The 20,949-nt window shown below is 67.9% G+C and carries 20 protein-coding genes and 1 riboswitch; of the genes, 8 read left to right on the forward strand and 12 right to left on the reverse strand.

Features of this window, described 5'->3' with window-relative positions; all coding sequences use genetic code 11:
- The first annotated feature begins 15 nt into the window (after positions 1-15).
- A riboswitch (glycine riboswitch) is annotated at positions 16-111 on the forward strand.
- 163 nt (positions 112-274) lie between these two features.
- A complete protein-coding gene (gene gcvP, locus ACWEKS_RS32995) occupies positions 275-3,115 on the forward strand; it encodes an aminomethyl-transferring glycine dehydrogenase (RefSeq protein ID WP_452343708.1) in 2,841 nt (946 codons plus the stop codon).
- 123 nt (positions 3,116-3,238) lie between these two features.
- Here gcvP and ACWEKS_RS33000 read toward each other — a convergent pair whose 3' ends face one another.
- From ACWEKS_RS33000 to ACWEKS_RS33015, 4 genes are all read right to left on the reverse strand, one after another.
- Positions 3,239-3,649, reverse strand: a complete 411-nt coding sequence (locus tag ACWEKS_RS33000; RefSeq protein ID WP_452343709.1) for a DUF7144 family membrane protein — start codon at positions 3,647-3,649, stop codon at positions 3,239-3,241.
- 88 nt (positions 3,650-3,737) lie between these two features.
- Positions 3,738-5,345 carry a VWA domain-containing protein gene (locus ACWEKS_RS33005; protein WP_452343710.1) on the reverse strand — a complete coding sequence of 536 codons (1,608 nt, stop codon included), beginning with the start codon at positions 5,343-5,345 and terminating at the stop codon, positions 3,738-3,740.
- A gap of 199 nt (positions 5,346-5,544) precedes the next feature.
- Positions 5,545-5,811, reverse strand: a complete 267-nt coding sequence (locus ACWEKS_RS33010; RefSeq protein WP_354831710.1) for a WhiB family transcriptional regulator — start codon at positions 5,809-5,811, stop codon at positions 5,545-5,547.
- Between the two features lie 77 nt (positions 5,812-5,888).
- Positions 5,889-6,434: an HNH endonuclease gene (locus ACWEKS_RS33015; RefSeq protein WP_452343711.1), complete on the reverse strand. Its 546-nt coding sequence runs from the start codon at positions 6,432-6,434 to the stop codon at positions 5,889-5,891.
- 455 nt (positions 6,435-6,889) lie between these two features.
- Between ACWEKS_RS33015 and ACWEKS_RS33020 the strand changes: the two genes are divergently transcribed.
- From ACWEKS_RS33020 to ACWEKS_RS33045, 6 genes are all read left to right on the forward strand, one after another.
- Positions 6,890-7,879 carry a LysR family transcriptional regulator gene (locus ACWEKS_RS33020; protein ID WP_452343712.1) on the forward strand — a complete coding sequence of 330 codons (990 nt, stop codon included), beginning with the start codon at positions 6,890-6,892 and terminating at the stop codon, positions 7,877-7,879.
- The gene (locus ACWEKS_RS33025; RefSeq protein WP_452343713.1) at positions 7,827-8,639 is read left to right on the forward strand and encodes an amidohydrolase family protein; all 813 of its coding nucleotides are present in this window, start codon (positions 7,827-7,829) and stop codon (positions 8,637-8,639) included. The genes ACWEKS_RS33020 and ACWEKS_RS33025 overlap by 53 nt, the downstream gene beginning before the upstream one ends.
- Before the next feature lie 319 nt (positions 8,640-8,958).
- Positions 8,959-9,363 (forward strand): YidH family protein, encoded by a 405-nt coding sequence (locus tag ACWEKS_RS33030; RefSeq protein ID WP_452343714.1) that lies wholly within the window; start codon positions 8,959-8,961, stop codon positions 9,361-9,363.
- Positions 9,360-9,665 (forward strand): DUF202 domain-containing protein, encoded by a 306-nt coding sequence (locus ACWEKS_RS33035; protein ID WP_452343715.1) that lies wholly within the window; start codon positions 9,360-9,362, stop codon positions 9,663-9,665. The genes ACWEKS_RS33030 and ACWEKS_RS33035 overlap by 4 nt, the downstream gene beginning before the upstream one ends.
- Before the next feature lie 468 nt (positions 9,666-10,133).
- Positions 10,134-10,877 carry a hypothetical protein gene (locus ACWEKS_RS33040; RefSeq protein WP_452343716.1) on the forward strand — a complete coding sequence of 248 codons (744 nt, stop codon included), beginning with the start codon at positions 10,134-10,136 and terminating at the stop codon, positions 10,875-10,877.
- Complete coding sequence (locus ACWEKS_RS33045; RefSeq protein ID WP_452343717.1) at positions 10,874-11,656, forward strand: hypothetical protein; 783 nt, start codon at positions 10,874-10,876, stop codon at positions 11,654-11,656. Before ACWEKS_RS33040 ends, ACWEKS_RS33045 begins: the two co-directional genes overlap by 4 nt.
- A 5-nt stretch (positions 11,657-11,661) precedes the next feature.
- Here the strand turns inward: ACWEKS_RS33045 and ACWEKS_RS33050 are convergent, their stop codons facing one another.
- From ACWEKS_RS33050 to ACWEKS_RS33080, 7 genes are all read right to left on the reverse strand, one after another.
- On the reverse strand, positions 11,662-12,555 hold the full coding sequence (locus tag ACWEKS_RS33050; protein ID WP_452343718.1) for an IclR family transcriptional regulator: 894 nt from the start codon (positions 12,553-12,555) through the stop codon (positions 11,662-11,664).
- Positions 12,552-13,793: a 3-hydroxy-9,10-secoandrosta-1,3,5(10)-triene-9,17-dione monooxygenase oxygenase subunit gene (locus ACWEKS_RS33055; protein WP_452343719.1), complete on the reverse strand. Its 1,242-nt coding sequence runs from the start codon at positions 13,791-13,793 to the stop codon at positions 12,552-12,554. Before ACWEKS_RS33055 ends, ACWEKS_RS33050 begins: the two co-directional genes overlap by 4 nt.
- Before the next feature lie 191 nt (positions 13,794-13,984).
- On the reverse strand, positions 13,985-14,419 hold the full coding sequence (locus ACWEKS_RS33060; RefSeq protein ID WP_452343720.1) for a hypothetical protein: 435 nt from the start codon (positions 14,417-14,419) through the stop codon (positions 13,985-13,987).
- A 124-nt stretch (positions 14,420-14,543) separates the two neighbouring features.
- Positions 14,544-14,936, reverse strand: coding sequence for a hypothetical protein (locus ACWEKS_RS33065; protein ID WP_452343721.1), 393 nt, complete (start codon positions 14,934-14,936; stop codon positions 14,544-14,546).
- 48 nt (positions 14,937-14,984) lie between these two features.
- The gene (locus tag ACWEKS_RS33070; RefSeq protein WP_452343722.1) at positions 14,985-16,550 is read right to left on the reverse strand and encodes an aldehyde dehydrogenase family protein; all 1,566 of its coding nucleotides are present in this window, start codon (positions 16,548-16,550) and stop codon (positions 14,985-14,987) included.
- Positions 16,551-16,624: 74 nt separating this feature from the next.
- Positions 16,625-17,497 carry an SDR family NAD(P)-dependent oxidoreductase gene (locus ACWEKS_RS33075; RefSeq protein ID WP_452343723.1) on the reverse strand — a complete coding sequence of 291 codons (873 nt, stop codon included), beginning with the start codon at positions 17,495-17,497 and terminating at the stop codon, positions 16,625-16,627.
- Positions 17,494-18,120, reverse strand: coding sequence for an AMP-binding protein (locus tag ACWEKS_RS33080; protein WP_452343724.1), 627 nt, complete (start codon positions 18,118-18,120; stop codon positions 17,494-17,496). The genes ACWEKS_RS33075 and ACWEKS_RS33080 overlap by 4 nt, the downstream gene beginning before the upstream one ends.
- Positions 18,121-18,299: 179 nt before the next feature.
- On the opposite strand from ACWEKS_RS33080, the gene ACWEKS_RS33085 reads away from it, so the two are divergent.
- Positions 18,300-18,869, forward strand: coding sequence for a TetR/AcrR family transcriptional regulator (locus tag ACWEKS_RS33085; protein WP_452343725.1), 570 nt, complete (start codon positions 18,300-18,302; stop codon positions 18,867-18,869).
- Positions 18,870-18,972: 103 nt separating this feature from the next.
- On the opposite strand, the gene ACWEKS_RS33090 is transcribed toward ACWEKS_RS33085, so the two are convergent.
- Positions 18,973-20,892: an alkyl/aryl-sulfatase gene (locus tag ACWEKS_RS33090; RefSeq protein WP_452343726.1), complete on the reverse strand. Its 1,920-nt coding sequence runs from the start codon at positions 20,890-20,892 to the stop codon at positions 18,973-18,975.
- Positions 20,893-20,949 lie beyond the last annotated feature (57 nt).

Here is a 20,949-nt window from a genome sequence, read left to right on the forward strand (position 1 = left end):
AGACTGACAGTGCGTCGCAGCCGTGCGGGAGAGTTCCGGGGATAGTCTCGGACGCCGAAGGAGCAGCACCTCCCCGTCAATCTCTCAGGCACCAGGGACCGTGCGGAGTTTCGACGCCTCTGGAAAGTGGTGACCTCGCGTCACCCGCCCATGGTGAAAGGTCAACGGCCGCAAGGCCGGGGTCCGAATCTCTCAGGCATCGAGGACAGAGGGGGAGGGCAGAAGACACGTCGGCCGCCGGGCCGACCCCCGCCCACCCCTTTGGAGAACAGCCGTGATCTGGACTCGATCCTTCGCCGACCGCCACATCGGCCCCGACAGCGCCGAGACCGGCCGCATCCTGGAGACCGTGGGCGTCGAGTCGCTGGACGAACTCGCCACCCGGGCCGTGCCCGCCGGCATCCTGGATGCGCCCGAGGGCAACGGGCTGAACGCGCTGCCCGCCGCGCTCTCCGAGCACGAGGCGCTCGCCGAGCTTGCGGCGCTGGCGAATTCGAACACCGTGGCCACCTCCATGATCGGGCTGGGCTACTACGACACCCTCACCCCGCCGGTGCTGCTGCGCAATCTCGTCGAGAACCCGGCCTGGTACACGGCGTACACGCCGTACCAGCCGGAGATCAGCCAGGGCCGGCTCGAGGCGCTGCTGAACTTCCAGACCATGGTCGCCGACCTGACCGCCATGGAGGTCGCCAACGCCTCCATGCTGGACGAGGCCACCGCGGCGGCCGAGGCCATGACGCTGCTGCAGCGGGCCAACCGCAAGAGCAAGTCCGAGCGGCTGCTCATCGACACCGATCTGTTCCCGCAGACCCGGACGCTGCTCTACACCCGGGCCGAGCCGCTGGGCATCGAGATCGTCGAGGCCGACCTGGCGGCCGGGCAGCTGCCCGAAGGCGACTTCTTCGGCGTGATCGTGCAGCAGCCGGGCGCGTCCGGCCGGATCGTGGACTGGGCGCCGGTCATCGAGGCCGCGCACGCGCGGGGCGCGCTGGTGGCGGTCGGCGCGGATCTGCTTGCGCTGACGCTGATTACGCCGCCGGGGGAGCAGGGCGCGGACGCCTGTTTCGGCACCACGCAGCGCTTCGGCGTGCCGCTGGGCTTCGGCGGGCCGCACGCCGGCTACCTCGCGGTGCACAGCGCGCATGCGCGGCAGCTGCCGGGCCGCCTGGTCGGCGTCTCCGTGGACGCGGACGGCAACCCGGCCTACCGGCTCGCCCTGCAGACCCGTGAGCAGCACATTCGCCGCGAGAAGGCGACCTCGAACATCTGCACCGCGCAGGTGCTGCTGGCCATCCTGGCCGCCATGTACGCCTCGTATCACGGCGCGGACGGGCTGCGCTCGCTCGCGCGCCGGGTGCACGGCCACGCCCAGTGGCTGGCCGCCGGACTCGGCGACGCGGTGGTGCACCAGAGCTTCTTCGACACCGTGCTGGTGCACGTGCCCGCGGGTGCGGAATCCATTGTGACCAAGGCGAAGGGGCGCGGGATCAACCTGCGGCTGGTCGATGCCGATCATGTGGCGATCGCCTGCGACGAGGTCACCACCGACGCCCACATCGTCGACGTGCTGGACTGCTTCGGCGCGGAGATCCCGGTCGGCCCGGAGGGCGCGCTCTTCCACGGCAAGCAGCGCCCGCACATCGAGGTCCGTACCTCGGAGTACCTGACCGCGCCCGCGTTCACCAGGTACCGCACCGAGACCGCCATGCTGCGCTACCTGCGCGCGCTGTCGGACAAGGACATCGCCCTGGACCGCAGCATGATTCCGCTCGGCTCCTGCACCATGAAGCTGAACGCGGCCGCGGAGATGGAGTCCATCACCTGGCCGGGCTTCAACCGGGTGCACCCCTACGCCCCCGTCGAGGACGCCCCGGGCCTGATCAAGCTGATCGAGGACCTGGAGGGCTGGCTGTGCGCGGTCACCGGCTACGACCGGGTTTCCTTGCAGCCCAATGCCGGTAGCCAGGGCGAGTACGCGGGCCTGCTGGCCATTCGCCGCTACCACCTGGATCGCGGTGACTCGCACCGGGACACCTGCCTGATCCCCTCCAGCGCGCACGGCACCAATGCCGCCTCCGCCGCCATGGTGGGCATGCGGGTGGAGGTGGTGAAAACCCGCCCCAACGGCGACATCGACCTCGACGATCTGCGCGCCAAGATCGCCGACCACGCCGAGCGGCTGGCCTGCATCATGATCACCTACCCGTCCACCCACGGCGTGTACGAGCACGAGGTGGCCGAGCTGTGCGGGCTGGTGCACGAGGCCGGCGGCCAGGTGTACGTGGACGGCGCGAACCTCAATGCCCTTGTCGGACTGGCCCGTCCGGGCAAGTTCGGCGGCGATGTCAGCCACCTGAACCTGCACAAGACCTTCTGCATCCCGCACGGCGGCGGCGGCCCGGGCGTGGGCCCGGTCGCGGTGCGCGAGCACCTGGCGCAGTACCTGCCGGGCAATCCCCTCGAAAAGGGTTCGCACGCGGTGTCGGCGGCCATGTACGGCTCGGCCTCGATCCTGCCGATCACCTGGGCCTACATCCGCATGATGGGCGCCGACGGCCTGCGCCGCGCCACCCTGACCGCCATCGCCTCGGCCAATTACATTGCGCGCAAGCTGGATCCGCACTTCCCGGTGCTCTACACCGGCGACAACGGCATGGTCGCCCACGAGTGCATCCTGGATCTGCGTGAGATCACCAAGCGCACCGGCGTCACCGTCGACGATGTGGCCAAGCGCCTGGCGGACTACGGCTTCCACGCTCCGACCATGAGCTTCCCGGTCGCGGGCACCCTCATGGTGGAGCCCACCGAGAGCGAGAACCTCGAAGAGCTGGACGCTTTCATCACCGCCATGATCGCCATCAAGGGCGAGATCGACCAGGTCGAGGCCGGGGTCTGGCCGGTCGAGGACAACCCGCTGCGCGGCGCGCCGCACACCGCGGAATGCCTGGTGGGCGAATGGGATCACCCCTACAGCCGCGAACTCGCCGTCTACCCGATGGGCGTGAAGCACGCCCGGGCCAAGGTGTGGCCCTCGGTGCGCCGCATCGACGGCGCCTACGGCGACCGCAATCTGGTGTGCTCGTGCCCGCCGCTGGACGCGTACGCCGAGTGATCGGCGACTGACCGTCGAACAGTGAAGCGCCCCATCGGTTCCGGAGCCGATGGGGCGCTTCACCGTTGTGCCGCAGGCACTATCGGCGCGGCGGTGCCGCGGGCACGGTCATCGCGCCGGGGCTCAGACGGTGACGGGCTTGTAGGCGGAGATGGCCCAGATCACCACGACGTCGAGCGCGATGATGAGCAGCGACCAGGCCGGGTAGTAGGGAATCCAGAGGAAGTTCTCCACGATGGACAGGGCCGCCAGGACCAGGGCGGCGACCCGGCCCCAGGTGGTGCCCCGGAGCAGGCCGATCGCGACCACGATCTCGAGGATGCCGAGGACGATGTGGATCCAGCCCCATCCGGTGGTGTTCATCTTGTAGACGTAGTCGTAGCCGACGACCAGCAGGTCGTCCGACGCCACCGCGGAAATGCCCTGCAGGATCGACAGCGCGCCGACGACGAGCAGCAGGATGCCCGCCGCGATCGTCGTTCCGGCGGCGAAGCCCTGTTTCAGTGTGGGTTCGGGACCAGTGCTTTGTGCCATTCGCCGAATATGCCACGGGTTTGCTGGCGAATGCGGAAAGCGCTGCCGCCGTGTTGCCGTACCCTTGCCGCCCTGGAATTAGGGCCGGTCAGGGCGTGGTCAGCGCCTGTGAGACCGCGGTGCCGAACGGCAGCTCCGCGGTGGTGTTCACCTTGGTGTAGGTGCCGCCGGTGCGCTGGGTGAGGGTCTGCAGGGTCTGGGTGCCGGGCCCGCCGACCACGATGACGTCGATCCGCACCGGATGCGCCGGATCCGTCAAGGCGGCGATGTCGGCGAGCAGCTGATCGCCGGTGACCGTGGAATCGTCCTCGGGGCCGTCGGTGATCAGCAGGATCGAATTGGTGCGGGCCGCGGCGTAGTTGGCGAGCACGTTCTTGTAGGCGGCCTGCAGCGTGGGATAGGTGCGGTCCGGCTTGGAGGTACTCGCGGTGACCGTGGTCAGGGCCTGGCTGATGGCGGTGCGCTGATCGTCCGACAGCGGCGCGGTCGGGGTCAGGACCTTGTAGGGGTTGTTCCCGTCGAGGTTCTTCGAGTACTCCCACACGCCCAGGCCGAAGCCCGGCGGCATGACGCCCATCGTGGACTCCAGTGCCGCGGCCGCATTGGCTAGACGGGTGCCGTAGCCCTCGGTGGTGGACATGGAGGACGAAACGTCGAGCAGCACGGTGGCCTGCACACCGAGCACCGGATGGGCGAGGATCTGGCCCACCTTGTCCAGGACCGCCTTCGCCGGGACCGGGGCGGTGGCCGGGGGCGCGGCGCCGAAACCGTTGTCGGTGAACAGCTTCGACTGGTCGGGGGCGCGCAGGAAGTCGGCGAACAGGCCCGCGATCAGATTCTGGGTCTGGTCCACCCACGAGCCGGTGAGCTGGGCGGCCGGGTAGTCGGCGACCGGGCCCGCGCCGTCGGGGCGGAAGGCGGTCAGCCCGTTACGGGCCCGGATCTGCTGCTCGGTGGCGGCCACCGCGTGCACTGGAGCGGTGGCCGGGTCGGGGGCTCCCGAGAGGTCGGTGAGCGCGCCGGCCACGTCCTTGGCGGCGGGTGCGCCCGCGGCCAGGCCGGAGATGGCCGAGACCACCTGGCCGGTGGCGACGGCCTTCTCGTCGAGGGGATCGGTGCCGGAGACGCCCGAGCCGACCGCGGCCGCGATGGCCAGCGAGCCGTCCCCGGCGGGCATGGCCAGGCGCAGCTTGCCCCAGGTGGGCAGCCCGAGGTCGGCGAGCGAACCCTCTTGCAGCCGAGGCAGGTCCGACCAGTGCACCTTGGCGGTCTCGAGCGCGCGGCGCAGGTCGTCGGGGACGGCCAGGGAGATGGGGCTGACCGCGATGGGGGCCGGGTTGCCCGCGATCAGGCCCGGTACGCGCATCTGCTCGACCGAGCGGGAGGACTCCGGAATCCAGAGCGCGGGCTGCGGGCCCAGCGCCGGATCCCACGCCTTGCCGGAGGTGAAGGCGGCGACCATGGCGGCCGAGGGCTGTGCGGCCACGGCCACCTCGGCGCAGTGGTCGCGCACGTGCGGTTTGGTGGCGTTGAAGCGGTCGGCCGCGGCCTTGACCGGGGTGAGGATGTCGGGATCGACGGTCACGTTCAGGGTGGCGGTGCCCTCCACGCAGGAGGCGGCGGCGCGGCTGTCGCGCTCCTTGGATCGATCCGACAGCCACGCCCAGCCGACGACGGCCAGCGCTAGCACTGTCACCGCGACGACTGCGATAACCGGTCCCTTGCTGATACCTCGTGACCCGCCCGCGGCGCGATGAGTTCCCACGAGCGACCATCCTATGTTGACGGGATGGTAGCCACCTGTGCCAGGCGGTTACGCGCAGTGCGACCGGCCTGGACCCGGCGGGCCAGCGACGACAACGGCGGTGACTCCGAGGGGAGTCACCGCCGAGGTGTCAGTCGCGAATCAGCTTGCCGCGGTCGTACTCGTGACCGCCCCAGACTCCGGACTGGCCGGTGCGGGCCGCGAAGTCACCGCATTCGCGGCGGATCGGGCAGGCCGCGCAGATGGTGCGGGCGTAGTCGAAGTCCTGCGAGGGGTACGGGAACCACGCCTCGTGGTTCGGGTCACCCTTGCAGGCCGCGCGCTGCCAGTAGTCCTTCGAGTCGGAGATGGGGAGCAGATCCGCCAGGGTCGGCTCCCGAAGTGCAGTGTTCGTCATCGGATCTCGCTCCTCTCATGTCCGATCACGCGGTGCGGGTGTTCTTCGTTCATCGAGATCGGTCCCGGTCCCGGGATTCAGGACGCTGCCAGTTCCTTCCAGACCTGACGCTGGGCCCGTTCTCTGTCATTGGGGGCTTTGGGCTCCCACAGCAGGCGCATGCCGGCCTCCTCGGGAGTCCGGTCCGCCTTGTACGTATTGCAGGGACCGCACGCGGCGACGAGGTTGGCCCAGGTATTGGGCCCACCCCTCGAGCGCGGGCGGATGTGGTCGACGGTGCGGGCCCAGTCGTTGCAGTACCCGCAGCGGTAGCGGTCGCGGCGCAGGACCGCGGCCAGGGTGGCGCGGCTGTCGTCGTCGTGCACGAGGATCCGGTGCTCGAGGTAGATGTAGCGGTGCAGCCGGATGGTCTCCGGCAGCGCCAGCTCCAGGTGCTTCGAGCGGATCGGGAAGTGCGGCCGCCGATCGGTGACGGTCTCGGCGGCGCCGCCGAGCAGCAGCACCACCGCGCGCTCGGCGCGGATCGTGGTCAACGCCTCGTAGGAGGCGTTGAGCAGCAGCACTCCGGCGTGTATCCAGTTGTCGGTGGTTATCTCCGGGTCGTCGGCGTGACGGAACAGCATGGGGGTCACCATGTTTCGTGAAAGGGATGGAACAGAAGGAGGGAGTTGCCCGCTTACGCGTGGGCCTGGAGACGGCCGATGTTCCGGTCGCCGCCGCGCAGGCTGCGCTCGGCATGGCGCACGAGTAGGGCGCGCTGTTCGGGCGAACTCGGATACTGTTCGCTGAACCTCGGATTCATTGCCGTCTCCTCCTCTCCTGCTGGTCACGACCGTGACGGTCGGCTGATCATCGGTGAAAAACATGGTGGCACAACGGACCTGCCGTTGTCGGGTGATTTTTTCGCCCCCTGACTCCGGGGTGCCCGCGTGGAGCGCGGACCTGGAGCCGTGGAGGTACAACGAAGGCCATCGGCCATTTGTTCCGGGGAGATCCGCAATTCATCGCCGGTTACCTGCCGGGGCTAGCGTGGCTGGTATCGCGACGAGCGTGGCGGGTATTACCGAGGAGCCGGCCCATGGAGATCCGACATCTGGTCTCGTTCATCACCCTCGCCGAGGAGCTGCACTTCGGGCGCGCGGCCCGGCGGCTGCATCTGACGCAGCCGAGCCTGAGCGCGCAGTTGCAGAAGCTGGAGAAGTCGATCGGCGTGACGCTGGTGGCGCGGAACTCCCATGAGGTGCGGCTCACGCCGGCCGGGCGGGAGTTCGAGCTACAGGCCCGGCAGATCGTGGCGCAGCTGGATCGGGCGGCACGGGCGGCGCGGGCCCTGGCGGACGGCCGGGTCGGGACGGTCAATGTCGGCTACAACCTGCCCGCGAGCCGGCACGTGCTGCCGGGCACGCTGGTCCGGATGACCGAGCGGTATCCCGATATCGAGGTGTCGCTGTGGGAGAAGCGGACCGGCCCGCAGCTCACCGCGCTCGCGGAGGGCGCGCTGGATGTGGCCATGGTGTACGGCCATCCGGGCACGCCGGAGTTCCGGTACCGGCGGCTGCTGCATCGGGTGCCGCTGGTGGCGGTGGTGGGCAGGCGGCATCGGTGGGCGGACCGGGCGGGGGTGCCGTTCGCCGAATTGCAGGACCAGGAGTGTGTGCTGTTCGCGCGGGAGCAGTGCCCGGCCATGTACGACAACATCTTCCGGGCGGCCGCGCAGTCGCGGATCTCGCTGAATGTCACGCAGTACGCCGATGATCCCGGGGCGACCGCGCACATGGTGTCGGTGCGGCCGCTGGTGGGGTTCGCCTCGCTGCCGCGCGCCATCTCCATGGGGATGGGTGGACCGGGAAGTATGCCGGTTGCGGTGAAAATCGTGGATCCGGTGCCCACACTGGATCTGTACGCGGTGTGGCGCAGTGCGGAGACCAATCCGGCGGTGGCCGCGTTCCTGGAATGTCTGGACGGTCCGGAGCCGGCGAGCGCTGCGGACCCGGAGAGCAGTGGGGTGGTCAGTGATGACGATCGACGCCTGGGCACAGCATCCGACGGGTCGCTTTCTCGAGCGTGACATCTTCGACTCGCTGCGGCGGTGGACCGGCGATGTCATCCCGTCGGAGGAGATTCCGCTGAAGGCCACGCTGGCCGCCATGGACGCCGGCGGCGTGGATCGGGCGCTGCTGTCGGCGTGGTGCGCGCCGGAGGGCGTGCTCATCTCGAATGACGAAGTGGCCCAATGGGTTGCGGAGGCGCCGGACCGGCTGATCGGGGTGGCCTCGGTGGATCTGCGGCGGCCGATGGAGTCGGTGCGGGAGCTACGGCATCGGGTGCGGGAAGAGGGGTTCAAGGGGGTGCGGGTGCTGCCGTGGTTGTGGGAGGTGCCGCCGACCGACGCGCGGTTCTATCCGCTGTACGCGGCGTGCGTGGATCTGGGGATTCCGTTCTGCACGCAGGTCGGGCACACCGGGCCGCTGCGGCCCTCGGAGCCGGGGCGGCCGATTCCCTATATCGACCGGATCGCCCTGGATTTCCCGGAGCTGACGATCGTGTGCGGTCATGTCGGTTATCCGTGGACCGAGGAGATGATCGCGGTGGCGCGCAAGCACGAGAACGTGGTCATCGACACCTCGGCGTACACCACGAAGCGGCTGCCGCCGGCGTTGGTCGCGTATCTGAAGACCACGAGCGGGCGGCGGAAGGTGCTGTTCGGCACCAACTATCCGATGATCATGCCGCAGCACGCGCTCGACGGGCTGGGGCAGCTGGGCCTGGACGACGAGACCCGGGAGCTGTACCTGGACGGGAACGCGCGGCGGGCGTTCGGACTGTGATCATTTGAGTCCCGAGCGGACGAAGGCGTTCACGATGTGCCGCTGCAACACCAGGGATGCCGGTCCGTCCGATCGCCGACCAGAAGGCCGGAAGTCGCACCAGGCGTTCATAATTCGCCCCGCCCACGGATCTCAGGGGGGAGGTCGGGAGCAGATTCCAGGAATGGGTGGATAATTCGGCCGCCTGCTTATGGCGGTGGTTTGGGATTGATCATTGTCCGCTGACTGGGGCGGTGTTGCAGCAGTCCCGGACGCCATGCGCGGGGTCGCCCGGCTCGCTTTGTTTCGGTGAGAGAGACGTGCGCTCTTCGGTAGGCGGATGCTCGAGAGCCTGCATGCTATGGATTCTCCGTGTGACCCAGAATCGAAGCCGCTCAATGCTGTTCCCGGGGCCGAAGACGTGTTGGTCGACTACCGGTTCACGCTCGCTGCCGAGCGGACGTTCCTGGCTTGGATTCGAACCTCTTTGGCATTGCTTGCGGGAGGCGTTGCTGTGCACGAGCTGGTGCGTACGTTTGCTATTCCGGTAATGCGCACGGTGGTGGCCACCGCGGTGATCGGGCTCGCGGCGGTGGTGGCCGCGGGCGCGTACGTACGCTGGCGGGCGGTGGATACGGCCATTCGTGATGATCGGTCGCTGCCGGACTCGAACCTGATGGTGCTGCTTGCCGGGGTGATCACGATGATCTGCTTGCTTGTCGGCGTGGCTGTGGCGGTGGCATGAGCGAGCGTGATCCTGGGTTGCAGGCCGAACGAACGGCGTTGGCTTGGCGCCGGACAGCGGCCTCGGCAATGGGGGTGGCGTTGGCGTTCGTGCATTACTCGACGCGGCTTGTGGGCTGGTCCGCCCAGATCGGGATCGTGGTGCCCGCGCTCGTCCTCATGGTTGTCGCCGCCGCGGGTCATAGGCGCGGGCGACGCTTGCGGATGGACTGCTACAGCGGGATGCACCGGATTACACCGCTGGTGGTGGCCCTGCTCGTGATGGCTTCCGCTGTGGTACTGGTTACCGCCATTGTGATGTGAGTCCGCGTTTCTGGACTAAATGTGTAATCAACGACCCCCGAATCCGTCACCGGCAACATCGGCTTCCACATCGCCGCCGGCTGAAAGCCTGGCCAATCGTGGTGACGAACGTAATTGTGCGGCACCAGATCCCGGCTCAGCCCGTAGGGCGACGATGGCCGGGCCCGGAGCAATGGGCTGCACATCGGCGGTGCCGACGATGGACGTTGCCGGCATTGGGCCTTCGCGTCAGAGGCGAGAGAGACTCCGCCAGGGTGCCCGTGAATTCCGCTGCTTCAGATCCGGTTTCGGTGAGTGGAACAGTCGCGGGGTGCCGCTGACCTCCGGCTCGGGCCGCGGCGCGGTCGGATGCCACTCACCGAAATCGTGGCGTGACTCCTGCTCACGGCTCGCTAACTTCCATTCGGTCGAAGTGACCGCTCTCACATTCCGTCAGCTGATCGAATGATTCGGCTACAGAGGAACACCATGAATTCACGCAGGACGACGACGTCCGCTTTCGCCGCCTTCACCTCCGCCGCCGTCATCGGTGGCCTGGTGACCTCCGTCAGCGCCTCGGCAGCGCCCCCGGCTGCCGCTCCGACACCGGCGGTGTCGTATTCCGCCGAGCCGACCGGAGATTCGGTCACCACCACCCTCGATGGCGGGACCTTCGCGTTGTCGCCGGACGGGACCTCGGTCCTCATCCGAGACGTCGCCGGGCAGATCCTGGATGAGCTGCCATCGGCATTCCGGTTGGACGGGCAGCGGATCGGGATCGATCAACGGATCTCCGCCGACGGCCGGTCGCTGGTCTCCACGCCCGACTGGGATGCGGTGCGCCACCGGGACATTCGGCCCGTCGCCGCCCCGCTCGAAAATCAGCTGGCGATGAACGATCTCATCAATTCGGTGAGCATCGGCACCTCGATCGGCAGCTTGATCGGCACTGCGATCGGCGCGGTGGTCGGTGTGGGCGTCGGATTCGCGGTCGCGGGGGCCTCCTGCGTAGTCCTGACTCTCGGGTGCGCACTGGTGGTGTTGCCGGTAGTCACCCTCATGGGTGGTGTCGGCGGACTGGTCGGGTTGGCGGTCGGTGGTGGACCCACTGCGGCAGCGGCATTGTTCGATTACTTCACGGTGCTGCGGGCCAATCCGGGCGAGAGCAAATACGCGCCGTACCTGCCCAATCGCTCCCAGCCCGCGGCGAGCGCACCCGAGGAGAACCGATGACCGCCCGGCACAATGGAACCGCTTCGCTCGGGGTCGCGGGACTCGCCGCGCTGGTGGGTGCCGGTGCCGTCGTCGCGGCCGGGCCCGGGCGCGCCGACGTCGGCCCGCCGGTCCACTACACGGTCAGCGCGGTCGGTGAGTCGGTGCGGACCGTCCTGGACGGTGGGAGCTTCGCCGTGGCCGCCGACGGGCAGTCGATCGAGGTGCACGACAACGCGGGACTGGCGGTCGATGCGATTCCGCTGAGGGTGTTCGTCGGCAATGGGAGCGTGCCCGTGGCTCAGCGCATCGACGACGGAAAGCGAACGCTCACATTGACTCCCGACGTCAGCGGTGTTCCGGCCGCGGCGCTGCGGCCGATCGGGTCACCGATCGAGAATCAGCTCGCGCTCACCGATCTGGCCAATAGCCTCAGCCGGGGGCCGCTGATCGGCACCGCCATCGGGATGGCGGTGGGCGCGGTGATCGGCGGTGTGCTGGGGTTGAGCACCTGCGCCGTGATAGGCCCGGCCTGCGTGGCGACGGTGCCGGCCGCGGTGCTGGTGTTCTCCGGAGCGGGCGGACTGGCGGGAACTCTGGTGGGCGGTGGTGCGGGACTGGTCGACGGGGTGCGCAAGTATCTGATCACCTTGCAATCCGCGCCGGGCGAAAGTCCGTACGCGCAAAACGGATTGGTCGATCCGGACGGCACCGGCGTCCCCGACGCGATCCTCCGGCTCCCCAGCGGATCGTCCAACGGGCTCCGCAGCGGATCCTCGGGCGGGTCCTCCCACCGCTGACCGGTTCACAGCAGAGCATCGTCGTCGAGCAGTGCCAGCACCTGTGCGACCAGCGTGTCGGCGGGCGTCGATGACGACAGCTCGGTGCCGTCCGGGTTCAGCCGCGACGACGCCCGCCGGGCCGCCTCGATGACCAGCGGGGCGAATCGTTCAACGGTGGTGGCGGTGCCGGGCGTGCTCACCCCGAGCGCGCCGCGGATACCGTCGGCACCGCGGATGACCGTTGCGACGCCGTAGATTCCGGGCAGATGCTCACCACAGTCGAACGCCAGCCCATGGCGGGCGCGGATGCGGTGAAGCTCGGCGTACAGCACCGGGAGACTCGTGATGGTGGCGGGCGTGTACGGTCGCAGTCGGCCGGCCAGGCTCGTCTCGGCCTCCTCCGGGTCGATACCCGCGAGCAGCGCCTTGCCCAGGGCGGTCGCATAGGCGGGCGCGCGGTGCCCGACACGGACCGCCGAGGCAGACGGGAGTCGGGTAACCCGGTCGAGTATCACAACCTCGTCGAAGTCGAGGAGGCCGAGATACGCTGTCGCACCGGTGGACGCATGCAGTTCCTCGAGTGCGGGCAGCGCCGCGACGCGCAGATCCTCGTCGGTGTCGTGGCCGCCGCCCAGCCGCAGGGCGCGAGGTCCCAGACCATACCCGCCAGGACACTGGCGCAGCCATCGCAGCCCGGCCAACTGCTCGAGGATGCGGTAGCAGCTCGACCGCGGAAGTCCGGTGTGCGCCACGACTTCGTCGAGCCGCATGCGCACCGACCGATCGTCGAACAGATCGAGGATGAGCGTCATGCGTTCGAGCATCGACGGCGGCGGGCCTTCGGCGTGCGGCCCGCCTTCGCGCAATCTGGTTTCGGACCGTAATTCCTTGGGGTAGTGGGAAGTTCTCGGGTTCACACGATCACCATGTCGTCGCTGATTTCGAGCCCGAACGCCCATCGGCCATAGAGCCGCAGAGCCGGTTCGGGCTGGTTGACCAGGTGGGCCGCTGCGGTGTGCACATCCCGCCAGACCCGTTCGATGCTTGCGCCCTTGCGGATGGCCTCCGCCCCGGCCGACCGCCGCAACAATTCGAGGGCGTCGAGCGCGCGCTCGATGGCCCGTACTTGGTCGCGCCTAGTGCGCAGCCTCAGTTCCGTTGTGAGTACTGTGCCGGCGGCCACCGCGGCGGTCGATTCACTCGCGTCCCGTTCCAATTGCAGGATCGACGCGTCGATTTCGGCCAGCCCGCGCGCGACTGCTGCCTGGATCGCTGGATCGGTGACCGACCGCGCACCAGCCAGGCTGAACGCGGCGCGCTGACCGGCACGGTCCAAGTACTCCTCGAACGCGCCCTGGACGGCGCCGAGTACCGGCATGCACGCGGCCAGGCTGTACACGATCGCGAGTGGGTAGGGACCGGACGGAGGCTCGGTGCCGACCATGTCCGCACCGCCGGGCTGGGGAGGGAAGCGGATCCGATGCGCGGGGACGAACGTCTGCCGTGCCGTCACGCGCCTGCTGCCCGTACCGCGCAGGCCGACGGTGTTCCAATAGTCGCCGAGGGCGAGCTGCGAACGCGGCACGACAGCGGTCGCGAGGCCGACCGGACCTCCGTCGGATCCGGTTGTCAACGCCGCCAGCATGACCCACCCGCAATGCTCGATCGCGGGCACGTTCGACCACTCACCGTCCAGCAGATACCCGCCCTCGGTGGGCGTGAGCCGCCCGGCAGGCGCGTGCGACGCGGTCACCAGAGTATTCGGCGTCGATCCCCACACCTCCTGTCGCGCAGGCGGTTCCAGCAGTGCGACATGACACGTCGCGGCACCCAGCATCGCGGCAACCCAGCCGGTCGACGGGCAGGCCGCCGCCAGGGTGCGCACCGCCTCGAAGAAGCCGAGCAGGTCCGCGGGCCCATGCTCGGCGAGCGGACGCACAAGCGTGAACAGCCCGGTCTCGACTATCGCCGTGATCACCGCCTGCTCTGCAACGTGATCGCGATCGGCGCGTTCGGCGTGCTCTCGGACCATCGGCGTCAGCGCCGCGATCGCGGCCGACACCGCGTCGCGGGCGTCGATAACCGCACCGGCCGCCGAGCGCATCCGAAATCGCGACTCGGTGGCGATGTCCGTCACACGGGATCGGCGCGTCATCGGTATTGTTCCGCTCAACGAAATCGCCTGCCTTCCATCGTTTTCCCGCTCTTACCTTCGGCTATGTCACGCGGCGGTGGCGAAGGTGACCTTCAGCGAGGTGTACCTGCGCGTTGAGGCGCGGCGGCAGTAGTCCAGCGCCGATGCGGCTGCGGTCGCGAACGCAGTCGTTTGTGCGGACGCTCTGCCTTTCACGATCGGACGGATCCCGCATCGACCGGCGGGACGGTCAGGTGCCGATGCAGCAACGGACCGCCGACCGCGATGGTGAGTGCGAGTGCGAGGCCGACGAGCCGACGGACCTCGGGCAGCATCGGCTCGAGCAGCCAGGTCGCTGTCATCGCGGCCGCGACGAGGGCGGCTTTCGCTGCGGAGAGCCGTCGCAGGGATATCCGGGGAGCGGTGGTGGGCTTGCCGGCCGCCCACCGCTGTCTGATCAGGTGCGCCGCGGTCGGCACCACCAGGAGCACGACCCCCAGCCGGAGGCCGTGTTCCCACAACGGCCCGGTTTGCAACACCCACAGCAGGCCGACCGTCACGCCGGCGAGCAGGTAGCCGGCCCACCTCCGCGCCGCCGTCGAGCGCATGCTCTCGGCCGGAATGCGCTCCGGGGCACGGTTTTCCATGGACAACGGGTCTCCCTGGTGCTCGGACGATGGTCGATCGGGCGGCAGCCCGGCCGACCGGCGAGGTCGAGAGGCGAGTGCGGCGGGTCCACACTCGCCCCGTTCCCCGCGCTGTTCCGCGGAATCAGTTCGCCAACGCATCCGCTTTCACCAGTGTTTGCGCGTCGAAACGGTCGTCGTAGGTGGCGGAGGGTCCGGCCGCGCGGGCCAGGAACCCTTGCGCGCCCAGGTGATTGGAGTACGCGAAGTGCAGTGCGCCGCCGGTCGACGCCGGGAATCCGGCAAAGATGGAGCCGATGTCGGCGAGGTCGTCCGAGGCGACGATGCCCTCGGCACGGCACTTCAGCACTTCGATCGCGACGATGAACAGCATGCGGTCCTTCGGCTCGACCTCCTCGTAGGGGTATTCGTCGCGCTGGGCTCGCCCGAGATAGCCGGGCATCAGCTTCTGGCGCGCGAATCGGCGGACGCTGTCACGGAATTCGACGTGGTCTTCATCCAGGATGAAAGGATTCACGGTTTTCTCTGCTCGATGCTCATTGATGTTCGGGGACTGTGTGTTTCGTCATCGATTGCGCGCCGGAAGCCGCCACATCGACGCGCTGCCGGCCGCAGCGACCGCGTCGAGCAACCGGCGCACGACCCGCGCCTTTCGCGGGCCGTACGGGTACCACAGCGGTTCCCAGGGCAGGGGACGCACGCGCGGTGCGGTGATCGCCTGCTGCCGTGTGTACTTGCGAAGGCCCGCTGCTCCGCCCAAACGTGCGCCGGATCCCGACTGCTTCCACCCGCCGTGGGGCAGCCCCATCTCGAAAAGATTGGCGACCGTGTCGTTGATGTTGATCGCACCGGCCTCGAGCACACGGGCGATCCGCTCGCCGCGGGACGTGTCACGGGTCCACACCGACGCCGACAAGCCATAGCCCGACTGATTCGCGCGCCGGATGGCCTCGGCGGCGTCGGCGACCTTGACGATCGGAATGGTCGGCCCGAAGGTCTCCTCGCGCATGCACGACATCGTCTCGTCGACGTCGACGAGCACGGTCGGCGCGAGAAAGGCACCGTTGCAGCCATCACCGCCACCGATCAGCGCTCTGGCCCCGGCTCGGAGAGCCTGATCGATATGACGCTGCGCGATCGCGTGCTGGGCCGGTGTGGCCATGGCGCCGATGTCGACGGAGTGGTGCACGCGGTCGTCGCCTTGGCGTAGCGCGGCGACGTAGTCCACCAGGTTCGCGACGAACCGGTCGTAGATAGGCGCCTCGACGTAGACCCGCTCGATCGAAACGCATGCTTGCCCAGAGTTGAGCAGTGCGCCCCAAGCGATTCCGCGCACCGCGCGATCCAGGTCCGCGTCGGCCAGGACGATCGCCGGATCCTTGCCCCCGAGTTCCAGGCTGTAGGGGATCATCCGGTCCACGCACCGGTGCGCGATGACCTGCCCGGTGCGGGTGGACCCGGTGAACTGGACGTAGTCCACGTTCTCCACCACCGCGGCACCGGTCGCGCCGTCGCCGGTCACCACCGCGAACACCGGCGGCGCCCCGATCTCCCGCCAGCCGCGCTGCAATTCCAGCGCGGTCAACGGCGTCACCTCCGAGGGCTTGAGCAGCACCGCCGCACCGGCGAGCAGGGCCGTGACGGCGTCCGCGCCGGGAATCAGCAGTGGGAAATTCCACGGCGAGATCACCCCCACCACCGGGTAAGGACGGTGGATCCGCATCATCCGCTTCGGTGTGCTCAGCAGTCCTGACGGCCGGACGCGTTCGTCGGCGAGGAATTCCGTTGCGTGCCGGGCGAAATAACTGATCGCCTCGGCCACGAACGGCAATTCGATGTCCGCTTCGGCACGCGGCTTACCCGACTCGGACTGCAGCACATCGGCAATGTGGTCCTGTTGCGCGAGCAGCCAATCGCGGAGCTTGCGCAGCCACCCGGCCCGGGCCCGAGGCCCGATCGCCTCCCATTCCCGTTGCTGCTCACGCAATTCCCGGACGATCGCGGCCACCGCCTCGGGCCGCTCATTCGGCACCCTGGCCAGGACCGTGCCGTGGATCGGAGACGGTACCTCGATCTCATCGGTCCTGCCGGGGTCGTGCTGTGCTGCATCCTCCGCACCCGACCCGCTCATGCCGTTTTCTTCCGGCACGAGCGGGGTCCCTGCGTGGTTACGCTCCTCCGCTACCGCCTCCGGGCCCGACGCGCTCATGCCGCGCCGCCGGTGAGCCGTCGGTGGTAGCGCTCCCGGAGCACGGGGTCGACGTGCGTGGCACCGACGTCGATCTTCAGCGCGTGCAGCAGCGCGTACTGTGCGGTGGCGGGCAGGATCGTCATCGATGCGAGAAGTCGGCCGAGCGATTTCGGAATCACCGCTCGCCGTTTGCCTTTCGCGACCGCCGCGACGATTCCAGCAGCCACGTCCTCGGGATCGACGGTCGAGATGCCGGTCATCCATCTGGGCATTCGTGTTCCGGCGGACAGCTCGGTGCGCACGACGCCCGGCAGTACGAGCGTGACGGCCACACCTTCGGTGCGCAGCTCACGCTCGAGCGTCTCGGTGAACCCGATGACGAAACGCTTTGTCCCGCAGTACGTGGCCAGGCCCGGCAATACCGTCACGCCGGCCAGTGACGCGACATTGACGACGTGTCCGCTGCCCCGCGACCGGAACCGCTGTACGGCGAGCCGCGAGCCGGTGAGGACGCCGGTCACGTTGATGTCCACCATCCGCGCGGTCATCGCGGGATCCTCGTCGGAGAACAATCCGGTCGGCATGATGCCCGCGTTGTTCACGAGTACGTCGAGCGGACCCAGCCCGGCTTCGGCGGCGTCGAGATAGGCCGCGAAGGAGGCCGGGTCGGTGACATCGAGCGGCAGTCCGAGGATGCGGGCGGCGGTGCGGGCGGACAGTTCGGCGGCGGTCTCGGCGGCGAGTTCGGCGTCGATGTCACCGATCGCGACGTTGGCGCCGGCAGCGAGAAACGCCGCCGCGGTCGCCCGGCCGATGCCCCGGGCGCCGCCGGTAATGGCGATGGTCTTGCCGTGCAGTCCTTTTGGTGAATCCGATGGCTGGTTCATATCAGACACTCGCTTTCGTGGTGTAGAGCGCTTCGATCTCGTTGGCGTATTTCGCCGAGATCCGGCCGCGCTGGAGTTTCAGGGTGGGGGTGAGCTCGTCTCCGCCGGGCTCCCAGTGCACGGGCAGGATTGTGAACTCCTTGATCTGCTCCACCCGTAACGGCTTCGAATTCGCCTGCGCGACAGCCGTCTCCGTCGACGCAGACGACGTGCTGGACCTTGCCGTCGCGGCGTGCCTCGAGCACCTTCGGTAGGAACTGCGCTTCACACACGACGACGGTGTTCTCGGCATTGCTGAACAGATAGGCGATCTGCTCGACGCTGCTGGTGTTGTAGATCGAGAACGGGGTCGCTCCGAGGTGATAGTTGGCCGTGTCGACCAGGTGGAATTCGGGCCGGTTGGTCAGCATGATCGCGACTATGTCGCCGCGGGAGACGCCGAGCGCCGCCAGGCCCGCGCCGATGTGCCGTACTCGCTGGGTGTATTCCCGCCAGGTGATCAACACCGCGCCATCCGAGGTGCGCAGCGCGATCTGGTTGGCGCGTGCCGCCGCTGTGGCCTGAAACAGTTCGCAGAAGCTGTCGGCCTCGCGTATCCGCTCGATCGCCGTTGATTCGGGCATGGGGATCCTTCAGCCAGCCATGGGTACGGTTCGCGGTAAGTTTGTACCCAAATGAGTACCCGGTCAAGAGTCTCTGTACGATTAGCTCCTGAATTTCGAGCCAATGGAGAGTCGGAAGCGAAGGATCACCGATGCCAGCTACGCGGACCAATTCACGCCGGACGGGCACGGTGCGCCGGATGACCGAGGAGCGGCGCGACGAGATCCTGCAAAACCTGGAAAACATCATCCTGGCCGAGGGCTTCGGCTCCCTGACGATCGACGAAATCGCCAGCCGGCTGCAGTGTTCGAAGTCCACCCTGTACGCCGTCGCGCCGAGCCGGGAGCAGCTGATCATCAAAACGTTCGAGCGCGTCTTTCGCGTCCGAGCCGAGAAGATCGATCGGCAAGCCCGCGCGGCGGACGCACCGCGAGAACGAATCATCAACTATATCAACGGAGTTCGCGACGAAATGGCGACCCTCTCGCGTGCCTGCTATGCGGACATGCGAGCCTTCGAGCCTGCCGATGATCTGTACCGCCGCAACGCCCACGCCTCGGCCGACCGGTTGCGCGAATTCATCGACGAAGGCATCTCGGACGGATCGTTCCGTCCGGCGAACGCGGAATTCCTGGGCTTGGCAGTGAATCTGTTGCTGGAGTCCGTGCTCGACGGAACCTTCGTCGAGCGCCTCCGGATGTCGGACGCCGACGCCTACGTCGAGATCACCACCTTGATCTTGCACGCATTGTCTGCGCCCGCACGGTGAGGGCGAGTTCACCAGATAGACGTACCCGCGCCGCTCTCCCCGCCCGGCCGGAAGCCGCTGAAGATCGAAATATCCGGCCGGGCAACATGATTCACTTCACCGCTCAGCCACCGGTGGTCTCCCGGCGATCCGGGGTGACGATCGCGAAATCCGGGTCGAAGGCGTCCAGGATGGAGGCGAGGGCGACCAGAGGCGCCGGGTCGCCCTCGATGCGGAGATCGCCCTTCTCGATGGCCGCCCGGGCCGCAGCCGGAAGCTGCAGGGCCGCCATGCTTGCGCGAGCTCCGATGAGGGTGGTCCCGACGCCGGCGGCATGACCCGGGCGAGCGTTGAGGACGCCGTTGCGGACCCACATCGTCCAGTCGGCGCCGCAGTCGGTGAAGGTGAAGTTGACGCGGATGTCGACGTCGGCGGCCTTGTCGCCGATCACGCGGATCGCGAGGTAGTCGAAGAGCAGGTCGATCGGCATCGCGCCGATCACGTCGGGGACGTCGGCGGTCACGTCACCGCGAAGTTGGATGCCGTCGCGCAGTTCGAGGGCGGCGGTCAGGAATATCGCCCGGTACTGCGGCACCTCGGCCTGGTAACCGAGCTGTTCATAGGCATCGGCTTGCAGTTCGCGGGCCTCGGTGTGATCGGGGTCGGCGAATACCAGATGGTGCAGAACCTGTACGGCCCAACGGTAATCACCGGCGGCGATGGCCTTGCGTCCCTCCTCCAGGATCCGGTCCACGCCGATCAGTTCGACATGCCGCCGGGCGTTCTCCTCCGGAACAAGCGGGTAGATGGTGGCCGGGTCGCCGTCCCAGAAACCGAGCTCCTTGTGGAACACCGCGCGCACGTTGTGATGCAGACCGCCATGGTAGTAGCGGTTGAACCACTTCTTGCCCAATGCATCCGGCAACTCGACGACCTCGGCGGCCTCCAAGGGGGTGAGTCCTTGATTGGCCAGTCGCAACGCCTGATCATGGATGAACTTGTACATGTCGCGCTGACCTTCCAAGAAGGCCACCACGTTCTCGTTGCCCCAGACCGGCCACGAGTGCGGGCCGAAATGCACTTCGGCCTCATCGCCCCAGCGCACCAGAGTCTCGTCGAGGTAGCGGGCGAAATTGCGGGCATCGCGGGTGCGGGCGCCACGGATGGTCTGGATGTTGTGCATCGAGTGGTTGGCGTTCTCCGCACAGGTGAGCGCCTTGATCTCGGGAATCCAGATGTGCATCTCCTCGGGCGCCTCGGTATCGGGCGCGTAGAGGAATTCGAAGGTCCATCCGCCGAGCGTGCGCACCTCACCGGTGCGGGTGATTGGGTCGGTCGGCGACAGATAACTCATATCGGTGCCGATTTTCTCGGATCCGGCCGCCAAACCCATCGTGACTCTGCCGCAATCGCATTGCGGCAGCAGCCCACCGAAGGTATAGCCCATCCGGCGCAACATGGCATTGCCGGCGATGACGTTCTCACCGAAGGCGTGCCGGTCGAAGGACTCTATGGTGCCGGGCGCGATGATCGGCACCCGCCCCGCCGTCACATCCGCCTCGTCGACGACGCCCTTCACCCCGGCGAAGTGGTCGGCATGGGTGTGCGTATAGATCACGGCCACAACAGGTTTGTCGTTTCGCAACTCCGCACGGAACAACTCCAGCGCCGCCCGGGCCAGCCCGACGCCGGTGCTGGTGTCGATGATGACCAGCCCTTGCGGCGCATCGACGATCGTCAGATGCGAACCCAGCCGCACCTGATACAGCCCGTCGACCACCCGGTACAGGCCGCTGCGTTTGATGAGCTGCGACTGCCGCCACAGGCTGGGGTGCACGACCGCCGGAGCCGGGGCGTCATCGGTGATGTAGTCCAGCGGCTGCTGGTCATAGTGGATTCGGCCGTCCCTGTCACGGAGTAGCCCCTCGTCGAAGCCCGCGAGGAATCCGCGGTCGACGTCGTGGAAGTCTGCGCGATCCTGCCAGGGGAAGTAATCGGCTGCGGCCTGGTTGGCGGCGGCGGTGATCTCGGTTGCCGGTTTCAAGGAATGCTCCGATCAAACTTTGGCTACATGCGTGTCCAGAATAGAACAATTGGATAC

It is taken from the genome of Nocardia sp. NPDC004711 (genome assembly GCF_053601595.1).

What these genes read in the sequence shown, in the direction of transcription:
- ACWEKS_RS33000 (WP_452343709.1), bottom strand. Translation starts at nt 3,649, where the DNA reads ATGGCACAAAGCACTGGTCCCGAACCCACACTGAAACAGGGCTTCGCC.
- ACWEKS_RS33010 (WP_354831710.1), bottom strand. Translation starts at nt 5,811, where the DNA reads ATGACGAACACTGCACTTCGGGAGCCGACCCTGGCGGATCTGCTCCCC.
- ACWEKS_RS33015 (WP_452343711.1), bottom strand. Translation starts at nt 6,434, where the DNA reads ATGCTGTTCCGTCACGCCGACGACCCGGAGATAACCACCGACAACTGG.
- ACWEKS_RS33020 (WP_452343712.1), top strand. Translation starts at nt 6,890, where the DNA reads ATGGAGATCCGACATCTGGTCTCGTTCATCACCCTCGCCGAGGAGCTG.
- ACWEKS_RS33025 (WP_452343713.1), top strand. Translation starts at nt 7,827, where the DNA reads ATGACGATCGACGCCTGGGCACAGCATCCGACGGGTCGCTTTCTCGAG.
- ACWEKS_RS33030 (WP_452343714.1), top strand. Translation starts at nt 8,959, where the DNA reads ATGCTCGAGAGCCTGCATGCTATGGATTCTCCGTGTGACCCAGAATCG.
- ACWEKS_RS33035 (WP_452343715.1), top strand. Translation starts at nt 9,360, where the DNA reads ATGAGCGAGCGTGATCCTGGGTTGCAGGCCGAACGAACGGCGTTGGCT.
- ACWEKS_RS33040 (WP_452343716.1), top strand. Translation starts at nt 10,134, where the DNA reads ATGAATTCACGCAGGACGACGACGTCCGCTTTCGCCGCCTTCACCTCC.
- ACWEKS_RS33045 (WP_452343717.1), top strand. Translation starts at nt 10,874, where the DNA reads ATGACCGCCCGGCACAATGGAACCGCTTCGCTCGGGGTCGCGGGACTC.
- ACWEKS_RS33055 (WP_452343719.1), bottom strand. Translation starts at nt 13,793, where the DNA reads ATGACGCGCCGATCCCGTGTGACGGACATCGCCACCGAGTCGCGATTT.
- ACWEKS_RS33060 (WP_452343720.1), bottom strand. Translation starts at nt 14,419, where the DNA reads ATGGAAAACCGTGCCCCGGAGCGCATTCCGGCCGAGAGCATGCGCTCG.
- ACWEKS_RS33070 (WP_452343722.1), bottom strand. Translation starts at nt 16,550, where the DNA reads ATGAGCGGGTCGGGTGCGGAGGATGCAGCACAGCACGACCCCGGCAGG.
- ACWEKS_RS33075 (WP_452343723.1), bottom strand. Translation starts at nt 17,497, where the DNA reads ATGAACCAGCCATCGGATTCACCAAAAGGACTGCACGGCAAGACCATC.
- ACWEKS_RS33080 (WP_452343724.1), bottom strand. Translation starts at nt 18,120, where the DNA reads ATGCCCGAATCAACGGCGATCGAGCGGATACGCGAGGCCGACAGCTTC.
- ACWEKS_RS33085 (WP_452343725.1), top strand. Translation starts at nt 18,300, where the DNA reads ATGACCGAGGAGCGGCGCGACGAGATCCTGCAAAACCTGGAAAACATC.